This window comes from Achromobacter sp. T5-5 (assembly GCF_055397965.1).
This window is the reverse complement of the sequence record NZ_AP027919.1, coordinates 573572-589232: the sequence shown is the minus strand read 5'-3', so window position 1 is coordinate 589232 and position 15661 is coordinate 573572. Positions and strand designations below refer to the sequence as shown.

Annotated in this window: 14 protein-coding genes; 8 read left to right on the top strand and 6 right to left on the bottom strand. The window is 68.8% G+C overall.

The window, feature by feature from the left end; all coding sequences use genetic code 11:
- Positions 1-12: 12 nt before the first annotated feature.
- The 6 genes from ACZ50Q_RS02725 to ACZ50Q_RS02700 all read left to right on the top strand — a co-directional run bounded on the left by ACZ50Q_RS02725 (position 13) and on the right by ACZ50Q_RS02700 (position 7039).
- Complete coding sequence (locus ACZ50Q_RS02725) at positions 13-828, top strand: SDR family NAD(P)-dependent oxidoreductase (protein ID WP_092581477.1); 816 nt, start codon at positions 13-15, stop codon at positions 826-828.
- A gap of 43 nt (positions 829-871) precedes the next feature.
- Positions 872-3055, top strand: coding sequence for an alpha-ketoacid dehydrogenase subunit alpha/beta (locus tag ACZ50Q_RS02720; protein ID WP_464080463.1), 2184 nt, complete (start codon positions 872-874; stop codon positions 3053-3055).
- Positions 3052-3540, top strand: a complete 489-nt coding sequence (locus tag ACZ50Q_RS02715; RefSeq protein WP_464080462.1) for a VOC family protein — start codon at positions 3052-3054, stop codon at positions 3538-3540. Before ACZ50Q_RS02720 ends, ACZ50Q_RS02715 begins: the two co-directional genes overlap by 4 nt.
- 10 nt (positions 3541-3550) lie before the next feature.
- Positions 3551-4870: a pyruvate dehydrogenase complex dihydrolipoamide acetyltransferase gene (locus tag ACZ50Q_RS02710; RefSeq protein WP_464080461.1), complete on the top strand. Its 1320-nt coding sequence runs from the start codon at positions 3551-3553 to the stop codon at positions 4868-4870.
- An 8-nt stretch (positions 4871-4878) separates the two neighbouring features.
- Positions 4879-6276 carry a dihydrolipoyl dehydrogenase gene (gene lpdA / locus ACZ50Q_RS02705; protein ID WP_464080460.1) on the top strand — a complete coding sequence of 466 codons (1398 nt, stop codon included), beginning with the start codon at positions 4879-4881 and terminating at the stop codon, positions 6274-6276.
- A gap of 121 nt (positions 6277-6397) precedes the next feature.
- Positions 6398-7039 (top strand): hypothetical protein, encoded by a 642-nt coding sequence (locus ACZ50Q_RS02700; RefSeq protein WP_464080459.1) that lies wholly within the window; start codon positions 6398-6400, stop codon positions 7037-7039.
- Positions 7040-7122: 83 nt separating this feature from the next.
- On the opposite strand, the gene ACZ50Q_RS02695 is transcribed toward ACZ50Q_RS02700, so the two are convergent.
- The 5 genes from ACZ50Q_RS02695 to ACZ50Q_RS02675 all read right to left on the bottom strand — a co-directional run bounded on the left by ACZ50Q_RS02695 (position 7123) and on the right by ACZ50Q_RS02675 (position 12770).
- Positions 7123-8004 carry a LysR substrate-binding domain-containing protein gene (locus tag ACZ50Q_RS02695; protein WP_464080458.1) on the bottom strand — a complete coding sequence of 294 codons (882 nt, stop codon included), beginning with the start codon at positions 8002-8004 and terminating at the stop codon, positions 7123-7125.
- A gap of 19 nt (positions 8005-8023) precedes the next feature.
- Positions 8024-9379, bottom strand: a complete 1356-nt coding sequence (locus ACZ50Q_RS02690; protein ID WP_464080457.1) for a type II toxin-antitoxin system HipA family toxin — start codon at positions 9377-9379, stop codon at positions 8024-8026.
- 2 nt (positions 9380-9381) lie between these two features.
- Positions 9382-9642: a helix-turn-helix domain-containing protein gene (locus ACZ50Q_RS02685; RefSeq protein WP_464080456.1), complete on the bottom strand. Its 261-nt coding sequence runs from the start codon at positions 9640-9642 to the stop codon at positions 9382-9384.
- Positions 9643-9839: 197 nt separating this feature from the next.
- Entirely contained in the window at positions 9840-11708 is a 1869-nt protein-coding gene (gene ilvD / locus ACZ50Q_RS02680; RefSeq protein WP_464080455.1) for a dihydroxy-acid dehydratase, read from the bottom strand.
- Between the two features lie 162 nt (positions 11709-11870).
- The gene (locus ACZ50Q_RS02675; protein WP_464080454.1) at positions 11871-12770 is read right to left on the bottom strand and encodes a LysR family transcriptional regulator; all 900 of its coding nucleotides are present in this window, start codon (positions 12768-12770) and stop codon (positions 11871-11873) included.
- Positions 12771-12928: 158 nt separating this feature from the next.
- Between ACZ50Q_RS02675 and ACZ50Q_RS02670 the strand changes: the two genes are divergently transcribed.
- Positions 12929-13474, top strand: coding sequence for a GNAT family N-acetyltransferase (locus ACZ50Q_RS02670; RefSeq protein WP_076517349.1), 546 nt, complete (start codon positions 12929-12931; stop codon positions 13472-13474).
- A complete protein-coding gene (locus ACZ50Q_RS02665) occupies positions 13471-14709 on the top strand; it encodes an MFS transporter (protein WP_464080453.1) in 1239 nt (412 codons plus the stop codon). Before ACZ50Q_RS02670 ends, ACZ50Q_RS02665 begins: the two co-directional genes overlap by 4 nt.
- Before the next feature lie 171 nt (positions 14710-14880).
- Here the strand turns inward: ACZ50Q_RS02665 and queC are convergent, their stop codons facing one another.
- Positions 14881-15600 (bottom strand): 7-cyano-7-deazaguanine synthase QueC, encoded by a 720-nt coding sequence (gene queC / locus ACZ50Q_RS02660; protein ID WP_092581466.1) that lies wholly within the window; start codon positions 15598-15600, stop codon positions 14881-14883.
- Between the last annotated feature and the right edge of the window lie 61 nt (positions 15601-15661).

The following is a 15661-nucleotide window of genomic DNA, read 5'->3' as shown; positions in this document are numbered from 1 at the left end:
CAGGCACACATCGTGGACAACACCACTGAAGTCATCCATGCCGAGCTGCGCGGCCGGGCGGTCGTCATCACCGGCGGCGCGAAAGGCATCGGCTACAGCACCGCGCAGGCGTTTGCCCGCCAGGGCGCGCGCGTCGCGCTGCTGGACACGGACGCGGACGCGCTGGACGCGGCTGTCGCGCGTCTTCTTGCAGCGGGCAGCGCGGGCAACGGCGCGGGCACCGGCGCGCAGGCCATGGCCGTGCAGGCGTCCGTCACCGATGCCGACGCCGTCGAGCGCGCCTTCGCCCAGGTCGAACAGGCCTGGGGCGGCATCGACGTGCTGGTCAACAACGCCGGCATCTCGGCCAACAAGCCCACGCTGGACGTCACCGTGGACGAATGGCGCCGCGCCGTGGACATCAACCTGACCGGCGTCTTCCTGTGCGCGCAGGCCGCGGGCCGGCGCATGGTGCCCGCGGGCGCGGGCTGCATCATCAACCTGGCCTCCATGTACGGCGTGGTGGCGGCCCCCGACCGCGCCGCCTACTGCGCCACCAAGGGCGCGGTGGTGCTGCTGACCGAAACACTGGCCGTGGAATGGGGCCCGATGGGCGTGCGCGTCAACGCGCTGGCGCCCGGGTACGTCGAAACCGACCTGGTGCGCGACCTGGCCGCGCGCGGCCGGCTGGACCCCGAACGCCTGAAGCAACGCACCCCCCTGCGCCGTCTGGCGCAGCCGGCCGAAATGGCCGACCTGGCGGTTTTCCTGGCCTCGCGCCAGGCCGCCTACATCACCGGACACACCCTGGTGGCCGACGGCGGCTGGAGCCGCTACAGCTACCTCTGACGCTAACCGCACCGACGCACAAAAACACTCTGGAGATTCACTCATGGCCACCTACCAACCGCTCGAGCCCCAGGCGACCTGGCGGCAACTGACGGCCGAGGCCTCGGACTGGCAGCAGGCGGACCCCGCGCTGCTCGGCACGATGCTGACGCAGCTGCACTGGATCCGCGCTTTTGAAGAAGCCGTGCTGGAACTGGCCGCCGAAGGCCTGGTGCACGGCCCCGCGCACTCGTCGGTGGGCCAGGAAGGCGGCGCCGTCGGTTCGGTGCTGGCCCTGGGCGCCGGCGACCAGATCAACGGCTCGCACCGCGGCCATCATCAGTTTTTGGCCAAGGCGCTGCAGCATGTCGCGCCGCAGGGCCTGGACCCGCGCAACCCGCTCACGCCCGCCATCGACGAGGTCCTGCACAAGACCCTGGCCGAGATCATGGGCCTGGCGGACGGCTACTGCCGCGGCCGCGGCGGCAGCATGCACCTGCGCTGGCTGGAAGCGGGCGCGCTGGGCACCAACGCCATCGTCGGCGGCGGCGTGCCGCTGGCCGCCGGCGCGGCCTGGGCGCACAAGCACGCCGGCACCGACCGCGTGGCCGTGACCTACTTCGGCGACGGCGCGGTGAACATCGGCTCCGTGCTCGAAACCATGAACCTCACCGCCGCGTGGAAGACGCCGCTGTGCTTTTTCATCGAGAACAACCGCTACGCCGTGTCGACCACCGTGGAGGAATCCACCGCCGAACCGCGCCTGTCGGCGCGCGGCCTGGCCTTCAATATCCCGTCCTGGAAGGTCGACGGCATGGACCCGCTGGCCGTGCACCTGGCCATGTCCGAAGCCGTGGCGCACATGCGCGCCGGCAAGGGCCCGACCATCGTCGAAGTGGACGTCTACCGGTTCTTTCACCAGAACGGCCCCTTCCCCGGCAGCGCCTTCGGCTATCGCACCAAGGACGAGGAGGCAGCGTGGCGCCTGCGCGACCCGCTGGACCGCATCGCCTCGGAAATGATCGCCCGCAAACTGGTGACGCAGGCCGACGTGGACGCGCTGCGCCAGCGTTGCAAGGACGTGATGAAAGACGTGTCCGGCCGCCTGACGGAAGCGGCGGACGGCGGCAAGCGCCGCGTGCGCGCCGACCTGTGGCCCAGCCCGGACTTTCGCGACGTGGGCCTGCGCAGCGACGGCGCGGAACTGGACGGCCTGCGCTACCAGGAGGCCGCGGACCACACCGGCGCAATGGTCGAACGCAAGTTCGTCGATGCGGTCGCCGACGTGCTGGACCGCCGCATGGAAACGGACCCGGGCGTCGTCGTGCTGGGCGAGGACGTGCACCGCCTGAAGGGCGGCACCAACGGCGCCACGCGCGGCCTGAAAGACAAGTATCCCGACCGCGTGCTGGGCACGCCGATTTCCGAGAACGCCTTCGCCGGGCTGGGCGGCGGGCTGGCGATGGACGGCCGCTACCGGCCCGTCGTGGAATTCATGTACCCGGACTTCATGTGGGTCGCGGCGGACCAGATCTTCAACCAGATCGGCAAGGCGCGCCACATGTTCGGCGGCGACATCGACGTGCCCTTCGTGCTGCGCACCAAGGTCGCGATGGGCACGGGCTATGGCTCGCAGCATTCGATGGACCCGGCCGGCATCTTCGCCACCGCGCCCGGCTGGCGCATCGTCGCGCCCTCCACGCCCTACGAGTACGTCGGCCTGATGAACACGGCGCTGGCCTCCAAGGACCCGGTGCTGGTCATCGAGCACGTGGACCTGTACGCCTCGTCGGGCGAGGTGCCCGACGGCGACCTGGACTACGCCATTCCGTTCGGGAAGGCCCGCGTGCGCCGCGAAGGCGGCAAGGTCACCATCCTGACCTACCTGTCCATGGTCAGCCGCGCGCTCGCGGCCGCGGAGCAGGCCGGCGTGGACGCGGAGGTCATCGACCTGCGCACGTTGGACCGCGCCAGCCTGGACTGGGACACCATCGGCGCCAGCATCCAGAAGACCAACAACGTGCTGATCGTGGAGCAAGGCGCGCGCGGCACCTCCTACGGCGCCATGCTGGCCGACGAGATCCAGCGCCGCTACTTCGACTGGCTGGACCAGCCGGTCAAGCGCGTCACGGGCGGCGAAGCCTCGCCCAGCATTTCCAAGGTGCTGGAACGCGCGGCATTCGCCGACACCGATGAAGTGGTCGCGGGCCTGGCCGACGTGCTGGCGGACCTGGGAGAACAGGCATGAGCGCCCTCTCGATGACCGTGCCGATGGAGGTCGGCATCTGCTGCGCGGACCTGGACGCGCAGCTTGCGTTCTACACCGGCGTCATGGGCCTCGCGCTCGTGAACCGCGTGACCGTGCCGGCCGACAAGGCCCGCGCCACGGGCCTCACGCAGCATGGCTACGACGTGGCGCGCCTGCAGACGCCGTATGGCGAGCGCATCAAGCTGCTGCAACCGGCCGTCGCTCCGGAGCCCGCCGTGCGCGGCGCGGCCATCCTGGACCGCCAGGGCGCCGCCTACCTGACCTTCATCGTGCGCGACCTGCCCGGCGTGGTGCGCGCCCTGCAAGCGAAGGGCGTCGTCTTCGACAGCGCCCCCGCGCCGATGGAAGTGCGGCCGGGAACCTGGCTCGCCTTCTTCCGCGACCCCGAAGGCAATGTGCTCGAACTGGTCGAATACGACGACCCCGCCGCCTACCGGCCCGACCTGGCCGGCGCCGCTGAATAGGAAGAACATCGTGGCATATCTCATCAAGCTCCCCTCCGTTGCCGCCGACGCCTCGGGCGGCGTCCTGCACCAGTGGCTCAAGCAGGAAGGCGACCGCGTCGCCGTGGGCGATGCGCTGGCGGAAATCGAAACCGAAAAAGCCATCGTCGAGATCAACGCCGAGCAGGCGGGCGTGCTGGGCCGCATCGTGGTCCAGGCCGGACCGGCGACGGTGCCCATCAATACCGTGATCGGCGTGCTGGTCGCGGACGGCGAGGACGCGGCGGCCATTGACCGCGCGCTGGCCGAGCAAGGCGGCGCGGCTGTCGCGGCTTCGGCTGCCGGGGCACCGGCTTCCGCAGCGCCGGCTGTCGCGGCACCGGCCGGCGGGAGATCGCCTGACCGCGCCCCCGCGCCGGCCGTGGCGCAGCAACCGGCGGGAGCCCCATCGTCTGCGGCGGCGCCGGCCAAGGCCGCCAGCGCGCCGATCCCCGGCGGCCGCCTCTTTGCCAGCCCCCTGGCCCGCCGCCTTGCCGCCCAATGGCACGTGGACCTGCTGGGCGTCACCGGCACCGGCCCGCACGGCCGCATCGTGCGCCGCGACGTGGAAGCCGCGCGCGACCGCGCACCCGCCGCGGCCCTGCCGGCCTCGTCGACCGCCGCCCGCCCCGCCGCGCGCCGCGTGCCCCATACCGGCATGCGCCGCGCCATCGCCCGCCGCCTCACCGAAAGCAAGCAGCACGTGCCGCACTTCTACCTGACGGTCGATTGCCGCATGGACGCGCTCCTGGCCCTGCGCGCGCAAGCCAATCACGGCGGCGCCATCAAGCTGTCGGTCAACGACTTCATCGTGCGCGCCGCCGCGCTGGCCTTGCGCGAGGTGCCGGAAGTGAACGCCTCCTGGCACGACGACGACATCGAGTTCCACGCTGGCGCCGACATCTCGGTGGCGGTGGCGACCGACGGCGGCCTGGTCACGCCCATCGTGCGCGACGCGGACGTCAAGCCGCTATCCGCCATCTCGGGCGAAATCGCCGAGCTGGCCGGGCGCGCCAAGGTCAATCGCCTCAAACCCGAGGAATTCACCGGCGGCTCGCTGACGGTCAGCAACCTGGGCATGTACGGCATCAGCCAGTTCGCCGCCATCATCAACCCGCCGCAGGCCGCGATCCTGGCCGTCGGCGCGGCCGAGCGCCGGCCCGTGGTGGACGAGGACGGGCAGCTCGCCGCCGCCACCGTGATGACCGTGACGCTGTCGGCCGACCACCGCGTGGTGGACGGCGCCGTCGGCGCGCGCTGGCTGGCCGCCTTCCGCGCGCTGATCGAAAGCCCCGTGCGCATCCTGTTGTGAGCCAGGCCATGACGAAGACGAATTTTGATCTGGCCGTGGTGGGCGGCGGCCCCGGCGGCTACGTCGCCGCCATCCGCGCCGCGCAGCTTGGCATGTCGGTGGCGCTGGTGGAACGCGCCGAACTGGGCGGCATCTGCCTGAACTGGGGCTGCATTCCCACCAAGGCCCTGCTGCACAGCGCCACGGTGCTGCGCGCCTGCCGCGAGGCCGCGCACTATGGCGTGGCGGGCGCGGGCGAGGCACGTCCCGATCTGGCCGCCATGGTCGCCCGGTCGCGCAAGGTCGCCGGCCGGCTGGGCCAGGGCGTGGCGCACCTGATGAAGAAGAACGGGGTGACCGTGTTCGCCGCCAGCGCCAGGCTTGCCGGGTCCGGCAAACTGGCGCTGGATAACGGCGCCACGCTGTCGGCCCGCCACATCATCCTGGCCACCGGGGCGCGCGCCCGCGAGCTGCCGGCGCTGCCCGTGGGCGAGCGCATCTGGGCCTACCGCCAGGCGCTGGTGCCCGCCGAGATCCCGGCGTCGCTGCTGGTGGTGGGCGCGGGCGCCATCGGCGCGGAGTTCGCCAGCTTCTACCGCGCGGTCGGCGCCGACGTCACGCTGATCGACATGACGGCCGACATCCTGCCGCAGGAAGACGCGGAAATCTCGCAGCTCGCGCGCAAGGCCTTCGAAAAACAGGGCATCCGCGTGCTGACCCGCTGTGCGGTCACGGCGTCTTCGCACACCGCCACGGGCGTCAAGGTGACGCTGCAGCATGACGGCAAACCGTCGGACCTGGAGTTCGACCGCGTCATCGTCGCCGCCGGCATCGTCGGCAACGTCGAGAACCTGGGGCTGGAGCAGACCCGCGTCAAGGTCGAGAAATCGCACATCGTCACCGATGGGCTGTGCCGCACGGGCGAGGCGGGCGTCTATGCGATCGGCGACGTGGCCGGCGCGCCCTGGCTTGCCCACAAGGCCAGCCACGAGGCCGTGCTGTGCGTGGACGCCATCGCCGGCCTGCCCGCGCATCCCATCGACCCGCTGCGCATCCCGGCCTGCACGTATTCCTATCCGCAGGTGGCCAGCATCGGCATGACCGAAGCCCGCGCCCGCGAACACGCAAAGCAGACGGGCGGCGAGATCCGCGTGGGCAGGTTCACCTTCGCCGGCAACGGCAAGGCCATCGCCATGGGCGAGGACCAGGGGCTGGTCAAGACGGTGTTCGACGCGACATCGGGCGAACTGCTGGGCGCGCACATCATCCATCCCGAAGCGTCCGAACTCATCACGGGCTACGGGGTCGCGGCGTCGCTGGAGGCTACCGAGGAAGACCTGATGCACACTGTGTTCGCGCATCCGACGCTGTCGGAAACGCTGCACGAATCGGTGCTGTCGGCATTTGGGCGGGCGCTGCACGCGTAGGGCGGAATTCGAAACTTTTCGATGCCATCGGACCCACCGCTGGGACACCATTACCTGGTTTTCCTGCGTTTCCGATCCTGCGCACGCGAACGTCCCTCTCTCAGGATCCCCGAGATCCTGAATGAATCAAGCCACCGCAAGACCCGCCTCCCGACCGGGCGCATGGGCAGGCCGACTGGCCGCCTACCTGGGCCTGGCAATCACGGCGGCCAGCGCAATGGCGCTGGCCGCCGACCCGTATGCGGACTTCCTCCACGGGGCGCACGTCGGCATGTGGGCAGGCACGCTGCTCTTCGCGCCCGCCGCCTGTTTCGCGGCATTTGCCAGACTGGGACGCCGACCCTGGCTAGCCGCCTGGGTCGGCTTTCTGTTGCCCCTGGTGTGCTGGCCCCTGTACTTCCAGCAGCGATTCGCCACCCCGGACGCTGACCAGGTCTACGACTACTGGGTGCTCGAAAGCGTCGAGTACCTGCCCATCAAGCGTTGGGCCACGCGCCGCCAGCACCTGGACCATGCGGGCGCGCTCGTGTGGAGACACTACATCGCCCAGGAGACGCGCAGGGTTCCGGTCGACACCCACGGAATGCCGGTAGCCGAAGACACCCCTTCGCAGCACGCGTCCCATCAATCCTGGACGTGCCCGGTCTGGAACGTGACGTACTTCGGGCCGTTCGTCGTGACCCACCATCACTGGACCACGCGCTACCTGCCCAACCACCGCGAACTCCCCGTGGATCTTGCAGGCTGCACGCGCGACGAGTGATGCGCCTGGGATGTGCCTGGATTGATGTGCCCAAGAAGTGGCGGGACGGCGCGGCGGCAGCCCCGCCGCGCCTCGCGCAAGGCTCAAATCCTTTCCACGTAGAAATCCAGGAAACACGCAATGCGCCGTGAAAGCTGCGTGTTGCGGTGATAGACGGCGTGCATGGGCTGCAGCTGATCGGTGTATTCGCTTTCCATCACCTTCACCAGGCGGCCAGCCTGGATGTCCTCCCGCACCACGAAATCCGACAGGCAGGCGATGCCCACGCCGCGCAACGCAAGCTGCCGCTGCGTCTCGCCGCTGGACGTGGCGAGCGTCGGCGTCGCCTGGTAGCTGGTGCCGCCGGCATGGCGCAGCGGCCACGCATTCAGGCTTTCCGGCTGGGTGAAGCCCAGCAGCTCATGATCCGCCAGCTCCTCCACCGTCCTGGGCACGCCGCGCCGGGCCAGATAGTCCGGACTGGCCATCAGCCAGCGCGGAGATGGGCGAAACACACGCGCATGCAGCGTGGAATCCGTCAACGGCCCCATGCGCAGCGCGACATCGGTGCGATGCTCCATCAGATCCACGATGCGGTCGTTGCTGGTCAGTTCCAGCGAGATCTCGGGATAGGCTTGCCGGAACTCGGCAACGTGCGGCACCACGCAGTGCAGCATCACCGGCACCGACGCATCCACGCGCAGCCGCCCGGCCGGGCGCTGATGCACCATGCGCATGCATTCCTCGGCCTCTTCAAGCGCCGCCACGATTTGGCGCGCCTTCGGCAGAAAATGCCGGCCCTCTTCGGTCAGCTCCATGCGGCGCGTGGTCCGGTTGAGCAGCGTGACGCCCAGGTCTTCCTCCAGCCGATGCAGGCCACGGCTGACGCCCGACGCGGTCTGGCCGAGCATTTCGGCGGCGGCGCTCAAGGATCCGGCGTCGACCACGCCGAGGAAAAGACGCAAGGCTTCGGAGTTCAGGGACATGGTTTAGCGCTCCTTGCGGCTAATTCGCCAGGCTGTCGGCCGCCGTCTGCAAGCCGCCCAGGATACTGTCGGCCAAATGCTGGGGGAATTCCGGGGGCAATATCGCGCGGACACGGCGCACGACGTCGGGCGTGCGCGACACCAGATCGTCGACCACCGCCTCCGCCCCGCGGCCGTCGGGCGTCACGACGCCGTGTTCGGCCCCCACGGCCAGCCAGTGCCGCCTGAGAATATCGCGCATGACCCAGTGGGCGTTCTTGGTTCGCACGGCCATGGCCATGCGTGCCTTGAACGGCGACAGCTGGTTGGCGCCGGTACCGATGACGGGATAGGCGGACAGTACGTCATACAGCGGCGTGAGCTCGTACGCGCCGCCGGGACGCAGGAAAATGCTGAAGTTTTTTGCGTGGCCATCCGTGGCGCGCAGCATCCAGAACAGGACCTGCGACTGGAAAAACATGCGCCGGTCGCGATCGGGCTGGCGCGAGGTGCCCAGCAGTTTCATGATGCTGCGCACGCCGGGCCCGCCGTCGGATTCGTACTTCAGATGCGGCGGCGTTCCCGTGGCCTGGCACATGTCTTCCTGCGGCAACCGGATCAGCCAGCGCTTGCCATCATCGTCACGCCACCACGTCCGGTCGAACCGCTCAACCGCCAGCACCTTCATGTCCTCGAACATCAAAGGCTGGGTGCGGGCCACCGGCAGCCCATAAGCATGGAGGATCTCGGAACACAGCCACTCGTTCTCCACCGAGTGGCTCATGTCGAACTTCAAGTTGCCGACGAGGCCGAGCGGCATCTTGAAGATATGCGTCGTCGGCGTGGCGCCGTGAGGCCTGTACCAGCGGCCATCGAGCCACAGCATGGCCGTCTTTTCCTGCGCCCCGGCGATCGAGATGCGGAACCCGTCATCGTCGTCCGCATTGCGGCCGGCCAAGGGTCCGGACGTCAGGGTGCCGCGCAGCGCCTGAGCCACTTGCGCATCGCTGAGCGCAATGGCGTCGACCTGCGTCACGGGCCCAGGCGCGACGCCGCCGGGCATGACCTGAACAGCGCCCACACAATCCCGGCCAACTTCGGCCAACAACGAGAACGCATCGGTGGAACCCACCTGGAACCGCCGTGCGACACGTTCGCGAATGTTCTGGCTGTCGGGCAGCAGGTTCTCGAAATAGCTGCGCACGGCTTGCCCCCGATGCGGCGGGTTGCCCGGCATGAAGGGGAGCGACAGCGAGAGCGGCCGCCCCCGGTCGGAGGCGACCCATGCCGCGTCGTATTGGAGGCTCTCGCCAATCTGGGGCTGGACGCTCCAGACGCCCACGAAGTCCCCGTTCATCCAGAGATCCAGCGCGCGGTGGTGCGAACGTCGGCCCATGGCTACCAATCCGGTGTGGCCGATGTTTTGGACGCGGGGGACTTTGCACGTTGGCGCAACACGACTTCCACGCCCAGGATGCCGAGAATCTCCAGCAACCTGTCAGCGCCAAGCTTGCTGGCATTGCGCTCAAACGCCGAAAGCGTTTGCTGCGTGACGCCCAGACGCAGGGCAGCCGCAGCCTGGGTCAGGCCAGCCTGTTTGCGGAAGGCTCGGAGCAAGGCGGGGAGCTGGTCCGCCGTGCGGACGGTGAAGTCGGACATGCCAACCCTTGATGGTGGAGGTTTACATATTCTAGGTTGTAAAACCGAGATACGCAACGTAGGCTGTACTTCATGAATACAATTTATAAGCTGTATTTTCACATTACAGCCCGGAACCTGTAAGCGGAATATGCCTTCCAAAGAAAAAAGCGGCGCACGAAGTGCGCCGCCTTTCACATCAACCCGCCATCAAACGATCAGCGCTTGCCCTTCAGCTTGAGCTGCGACAGATCGCGCACCGCGCCGCGATCCGCCGACGTGGCCAGCGCGGCATAGGCCTGCAGCGCCTGCGACACCACGCGTTCGCGGCCCACCGGCTCCCAGCCGTCGGCGCGCGCGTCCATCGCGGCGCGGCGGCGGGCCAGTTCGTCATCAGACACGGCAAGGTGGATCTTGCGGTTGGGGATGTCGATCTCGATCGTGTCGCCTTCTTCGACCAGGCCGATCGTGCCGCCTTCGGCCGCTTCCGGCGAGGCGTGGCCGATCACCAGGCCCGACGAGCCGCCCGAGAAGCGGCCGTCGGTAAAGAGCGCGCAGGTCTTGCCCAGGCCCTTGGACTTCAGGTAGGACGTGGGATACAGCATTTCCTGCATGCCGGGGCCGCCCTTGGGTCCTTCGTAGCGGATCACCACCACGTCGCCCGCGACGACCTTGTCGCCCAGGATGCCTTCGACGGCGTCGTCCTGGCTTTCGAAGACGCGCGCGCGGCCCGTGAAGACCCACTGCGACTCGTCCACGCCGGCCGTCTTCACGATGCAACCCTTTTCCGCCAGGTTGCCGTACAGCACGGCCAGGCCGCCGTCCTTGGAATAGGCGTTTTCCTTGCTGCGGATGCAACCCGTCTTGCGGTCGGTGTCCAGCGTCAGGAACGTGGCGTCCTGGCTGAAGGCCACCGTGGTCGGGATGCCGCCGGGCGCCGCGCGGTAGAACTTCTGCGCGGCTTCGCCGGCGCCGCCGGCCACGTCCCATTGCTGGATGGCGTTGCCCAGCGTGCCGCTGTGCACGTTGCCGCAGGACAGGTCCAGCAGATCGGCGCGCGCCAGTTCACCCAGGATGCCCAGGATGCCGCCGGCGCGGTGCACGTCTTCGATGTGGTACTTGTCGGTGGCGGGCGCCGCCTTGCACAGGCACGGCACCTTGCGCGAGATGCGGTCGATGTCGGCCATCGTAAAGTCCACGCCGGCTTCCTGCGCGGCGGCCAACAGGTGCAGCACGGTGTTGGTGGAACCGCCCATCGCCACGTCCAGCGCCATCGCGTTCTGGAACGCGCTCTTGGTGGCGATGCTGCGCGGCAGGACGGATTCGTCTTCGTCGACGTAGTAGCGGCGGCACAGGTCCACGACCAGGCGGCCGGCCTGCTCGAACAGGCCCTTGCGCCACGCGTGCGTAGCGACGATGGTGCCGTTGCCCGGCAGCGCCAGGCCGATGGCTTCGGTCAGGCAGTTCATCGAGTTGGCGGTGAACATGCCGGAACAGGAGCCGCAGGTCGGGCACGCGCTGCGCTCGACTTCGGCCACCTCGGCGTCCGACACGTTGGGGTCGGCGGCCTTGATCATGGCGTCGACGAGGTCGATCTTGGCGATGACCTTGCCGTCGGTGGGCGACTTGACCTTGCCCGCTTCCATCGGACCGCCCGACACGAAGACGACCGGGATGTTCAGGCGCATGGCGGCCATCAGCATCCCCGGGGTGATCTTGTCGCAGTTGGAGATGCAGACCATGGCGTCGGCGCAGTGCGCGTTGACCATGTACTCGACCGAGTCCGCGATCAGTTCGCGCGAGGGCAGCGAATACAGCATGCCGCCGTGGCCCATGGCGATGCCGTCGTCCACGGCGATGGTGTTGAATTCCTTGGCGACGCCGCCGGCGGCCTCGATTTCCTTGGCCACCAGCGCGCCCAGGTCGCGCAGGTGCACGTGGCCCGGGACGAACTGCGTGAACGAGTTCACCACGGCGATGATCGGCTTGCCGAAGTCGCCATCCTTCATGCCGGTGGCGCGCCAGAGGGCGCGGGCGCCGGCCATGTTGCGGCCGTGGGTCGAAGTGCGGGAACGGTAGTGCGGCATGATCTGTCTCGGGCTGGTGCTGTTAGCTTGGGCGGCAAAACGGTAAATAATACGCTGGATCCGGCGCCGGCCGCCTCGCGGCCGCCCTGAAAAGGACGATTGGCCGTCAGGCGGACGCCACGCCGCGCACCGCCCAAGCGCTGGCCGCCGCTCGCTGCCCCATCACGGGGTGCGGGGCCGCAGCGCCAGCAGCGCGTCCTGCAGGTGTCGCAACCCGCGGCTGAGCGGCTTGTCGCGGCGCAGGACGATGGCCAGGTCGCGCGACAGGCGCGGCGTCAGGGTCCGCACCGCCAGCGCCTCGCGCCGGCCCGCGCCCGATACGGCCAGTCCGGGCAGCACCGCGCACCCCAGCCCCGCTCCGACGATCTCCTTCATCGCTTCCGTGCTGCCCAGCTCCATGATCGGCTTGGCCGCCACGCCCGCGGCCTCGAACCAGTCGTCCACGAGCCGCCGCGTGCGCGCGCCGGGCTCGAACAGCACGAGCGGCAGCCGCGCCAGCGACTGCGGCGTCACGACATCGGGAATGGCGGCGGCGTCGCGCGCCGGGAAGATCGCCACGAACTCGTCTTCCATCACGGTCGTCGCCTGGAACATGCGGCCCGGCGCGGGCAGCGTGATCAGGACGATGTCCAGCGTGTTGGCCTCCAGCCCGCGCAGCATGTCCGCCGTATTGCCTGTGCTGGCCACGATATCCAGCGCCGGAAACCGCTGGCGCAGGTCGGCCAGCACTGGCGGCAGCAGATAGGTGCAGGCCGTGGCCCCCGTGCCCAGCCGGATGCGCCCGGACACCTGCGACGCATGCGCGGTCATGGCCTGTTCGGCCTGCGCCAGCGCGCCGTCGATCACGCGGATATGGGCCAGCAATTCCAGCCCCGCCGCCGTCGGTCCCGCGCGCCTTCCCACCCGCTCCACCAGCTTCAGTCCGAAGCGCCGCTCAAGCTGCCGGATCTGCAGGCTGACCGCCGGCTGCGTCACCCCGCCCCGCTCGGCGGCGGCGGAAAAACTGCCCAGTTCGACGACCTGTGCGAACGTGCGCAAATGGTCCAGGTTCAGGCCACGCATGACTCAATCCAAAGTTTTCCTTATGAAAATCATAATAGACCAAAGCTTTATTAATGAAACGGCTTGGCCCACACTGGCGCATGTCCGTAAGAAATCCAGACGGACCGATCCTGAACCGCCCTTTCACCGCTCAATCCGCACTGACCCGCCGGCCGCCCATGTCGCCCCATTCGCCCACCGTCCTCATCCGCGACAGCGCGGAAGCTGATCTGCCCGCCATCAAGACCATCTACGCGCACCACGTGGAGCACGGCACCGCCTCGTTCGAACTCGAGCCGCCCTCCATCGCCGAGATGCGCCAGCGCCGCGCCGGCGTCCTGGAAAAGGAAATGCCCTACCTGGTCGCTGAAATCAACGGCGAAGTCGTGGGCTACGCCTATGTCACGCCTTATCGCCCCCGCCCGGCCTACCGGCACACCGTCGAAGACTCCGTCTACGTCAAGGCCGGCCGCGCTGGGCTGGGCATCGGCGGCAAGCTGCTCGCCGAGCTGATCGCGCGCTGCACGGCCGCCGGGTGGCGCCAGATGCTGGCCGTGGTCGGCGACAGCCGCAACGCCGCCTCGCTCGCCCTGCACGCCAGCCAGGGCTTTCATCCGGTTGGCACGCTGCGGTCCGTGGGTCACAAGCACGGCGAGTGGCGCGACACCGTCCTCATGCAGCGCAGCCTGGGCGAAGGCGACACCACGCCGCCGCAGCGGCCATGATCCGAGCGCGCGCCGTCGTCTGCCTGGGCCTGACCCAGCTCGTCGGCTGGGGCGTCACCTTCTACCTGATCGGCGCCCTGGGTCCGGCCATGACCGCCGACCTGGGCTGGAACACCGCCACCGTCTACGGCGGCTTCTCGGCCGCCATCGTCGTGATGGCGCTGGTCTCGCCCGCCGCGGGCGCTGCGGTGGACCGCTGGGGCGGGCACCGCGTCATGCCCGCCGGCGCCGTGCTGTCCGCCTTGGGCTGCGCCCTGCTTGCCATCACGCACACCCACGTCCTCTACTTCGCGGCCTGGGCGGCGCTGGGCGTCGGCATGCGCCTGTGCCTGTACGACGCCGCCTTCGCGGCCCTCGCCCGCGCGGCCGGCCCCGCCGCGCGCCGGCCCATGTCGCAGATCACCCTGTTCGGCGGCCTGGCGTCCACCGTCATGTGGCCCGTCGGCCACTTCCTTGCCGAATGGCTCGGCTGGCGCGGCGCGGCCTTGTGCTATGCCGCGCTCGCCCTCGCCACCCTTCCCCTCTACCTGGCCCTGCCGCGCCGCCGCTACACCGCCCCCACCGCCGCCCCCGGCACGACCGCCACCGGCCTGACGCGCACCGCGCGCGAACGCCGCCTCGCCGGCATCCTGTACGCCGTCATGGCCATGCTGACGAACTTCCTGGCCGCCAGCAACGCCGCCCACCTTTTCTCCCTGCTCACCGGCCTGGGCCTGGCCGCCGCGGCCGCCGTCAGCGTCGCCGCCCTGTGGGGCATCGGCCAATTCGCCGCCCGCCTGGGGGATGTCCTCGTGGGCGCCCGCCTGCACCCCTTGACCCTCAATCTGGCGGTGGGCATTGCGCTGCCGCTCTGCTTTCTGCTGCCCTTGATTCCCGGCGGCCACCTCTACGCCACCGCCGCCTACACCCTGCTCTACGGCGCCTGCAACGGCCTCATGACCATCACGCGCGGCACCCTGCCTTTGGCCCTCTTCGACTTCCGCAGCTATGGGGCGCTGGTCGGCTCCCTGCTGATCCCCAGCTTCCTGCTCACGGCCGCCGCGCCCGTCGCCTACGCGTTCATCATCGAATGGCAGGGCGCACGCGCCGCCCTGCTGATTTCCGCCACGCTCGCCGCCTTCATCGCGGCCGCGGCCATTGCGTTGAGATGGAAGTTCATTGGGCGGGTGAATGAGGCAGCGAGAACAGAAGCCGCAGCGCCCGGCGCCGCGTCGGCTGCGCAAGACACCGTGTGAGGCGCACGATCACATGGCGCGGTGTCAGACACCCATGACACGCCGGCGCAAAATGAACAGGCGAATCTCAACGCAGTCAGGCACCTGAAGAACCGTCACCGCAGCCACACGCGAAGCGTCATCGTCAGACGCAAGATAGCTCACAACCAAGAAACGCAAACCGACAGCGACTCACCCCTCGGCAGCAGACGCCACCACCCACTTCTCCCATCCGATCTTCCTCAGCTTGCAGGCTGGGCATTCCCCGCAGCCGTACCCCCAGTCATGCCGGGCCCCGCGCTCGCCCAGGTAGCACGTATGGCTTTCCTCGACGATCGTCTCGACCAGCGCATCCCCGCCCAGCGCATGCGCCAGCGCCCAGGTCTCGGACTTGTCGATCCACATCAGCGGCGTCTCGATCGTCACCCGCGATCCCAGCCCCAGACCCAGCGCCACTTGCTGCGCCTTGATCGTGTCGTCGCGGCAATCCGGATAGCCGGAGAAGTCCGTCTCGCACATGCCGCCCACCAGCACATCCAGTTGACGCCGATAGCCCAGCGCCGCCGCCAGCGTCAAAAACAGCAGGTTGCGACCCGGCACGAACGTATTCGGCAGTCCGTTGGCCTGCATCTCGATTGCCCGGTCGCTGGTCATCGCGGTATCGCCCACCTGGCCCAGCACCTTCAGGTCCAGCAGATGGTCCTCGCCCAGCCGCGGCGCCCAGTCGGGGAAGTTGGCGCGGATCTCGCGCAGCACGTTCAGCCGCGCGGAAAGTTCGATGTGATGGCGCTGGCCGTAATCGAACGCCACCGTTTCCACATGGGCATAGCGATCCAGCGCCCAGGCCAGGCAAGTGGTGGAGTCCTGGCCGCCCGAAAACAGCACGAGCGCGCGACGTTGATGATTTTGCATAAAGGGGGCTTCTGGAATGACGAAGGGACAACTGGAACTTTAACCGAGCAAATGGGCTTGC

Coding starts and splice junctions, on each gene's coding strand:
- ACZ50Q_RS02720 (WP_464080463.1), top strand. CDS start 872: ATGGCCACCTACCAACCGCTCGAGCCCCAGGCGACCTGGCGGCAACTG.
- ACZ50Q_RS02715 (WP_464080462.1), top strand. CDS start 3,052: ATGAGCGCCCTCTCGATGACCGTGCCGATGGAGGTCGGCATCTGCTGC.
- lpdA (WP_464080460.1), top strand. CDS start 4,879: ATGACGAAGACGAATTTTGATCTGGCCGTGGTGGGCGGCGGCCCCGGC.
- ACZ50Q_RS02700 (WP_464080459.1), top strand. CDS start 6,398: ATGAATCAAGCCACCGCAAGACCCGCCTCCCGACCGGGCGCATGGGCA.
- ACZ50Q_RS02695 (WP_464080458.1), bottom strand. CDS start 8,004: ATGTCCCTGAACTCCGAAGCCTTGCGTCTTTTCCTCGGCGTGGTCGAC.
- ACZ50Q_RS02690 (WP_464080457.1), bottom strand. CDS start 9,379: ATGGGCCGACGTTCGCACCACCGCGCGCTGGATCTCTGGATGAACGGG.
- ACZ50Q_RS02685 (WP_464080456.1), bottom strand. CDS start 9,642: ATGTCCGACTTCACCGTCCGCACGGCGGACCAGCTCCCCGCCTTGCTC.
- ilvD (WP_464080455.1), bottom strand. CDS start 11,708: ATGCCGCACTACCGTTCCCGCACTTCGACCCACGGCCGCAACATGGCC.
- ACZ50Q_RS02675 (WP_464080454.1), bottom strand. CDS start 12,770: ATGCGTGGCCTGAACCTGGACCATTTGCGCACGTTCGCACAGGTCGTC.
- ACZ50Q_RS02670 (WP_076517349.1), top strand. CDS start 12,929: ATGTCGCCCCATTCGCCCACCGTCCTCATCCGCGACAGCGCGGAAGCT.
- ACZ50Q_RS02665 (WP_464080453.1), top strand. CDS start 13,471: ATGATCCGAGCGCGCGCCGTCGTCTGCCTGGGCCTGACCCAGCTCGTC.
- queC (WP_092581466.1), bottom strand. CDS start 15,600: ATGCAAAATCATCAACGTCGCGCGCTCGTGCTGTTTTCGGGCGGCCAG.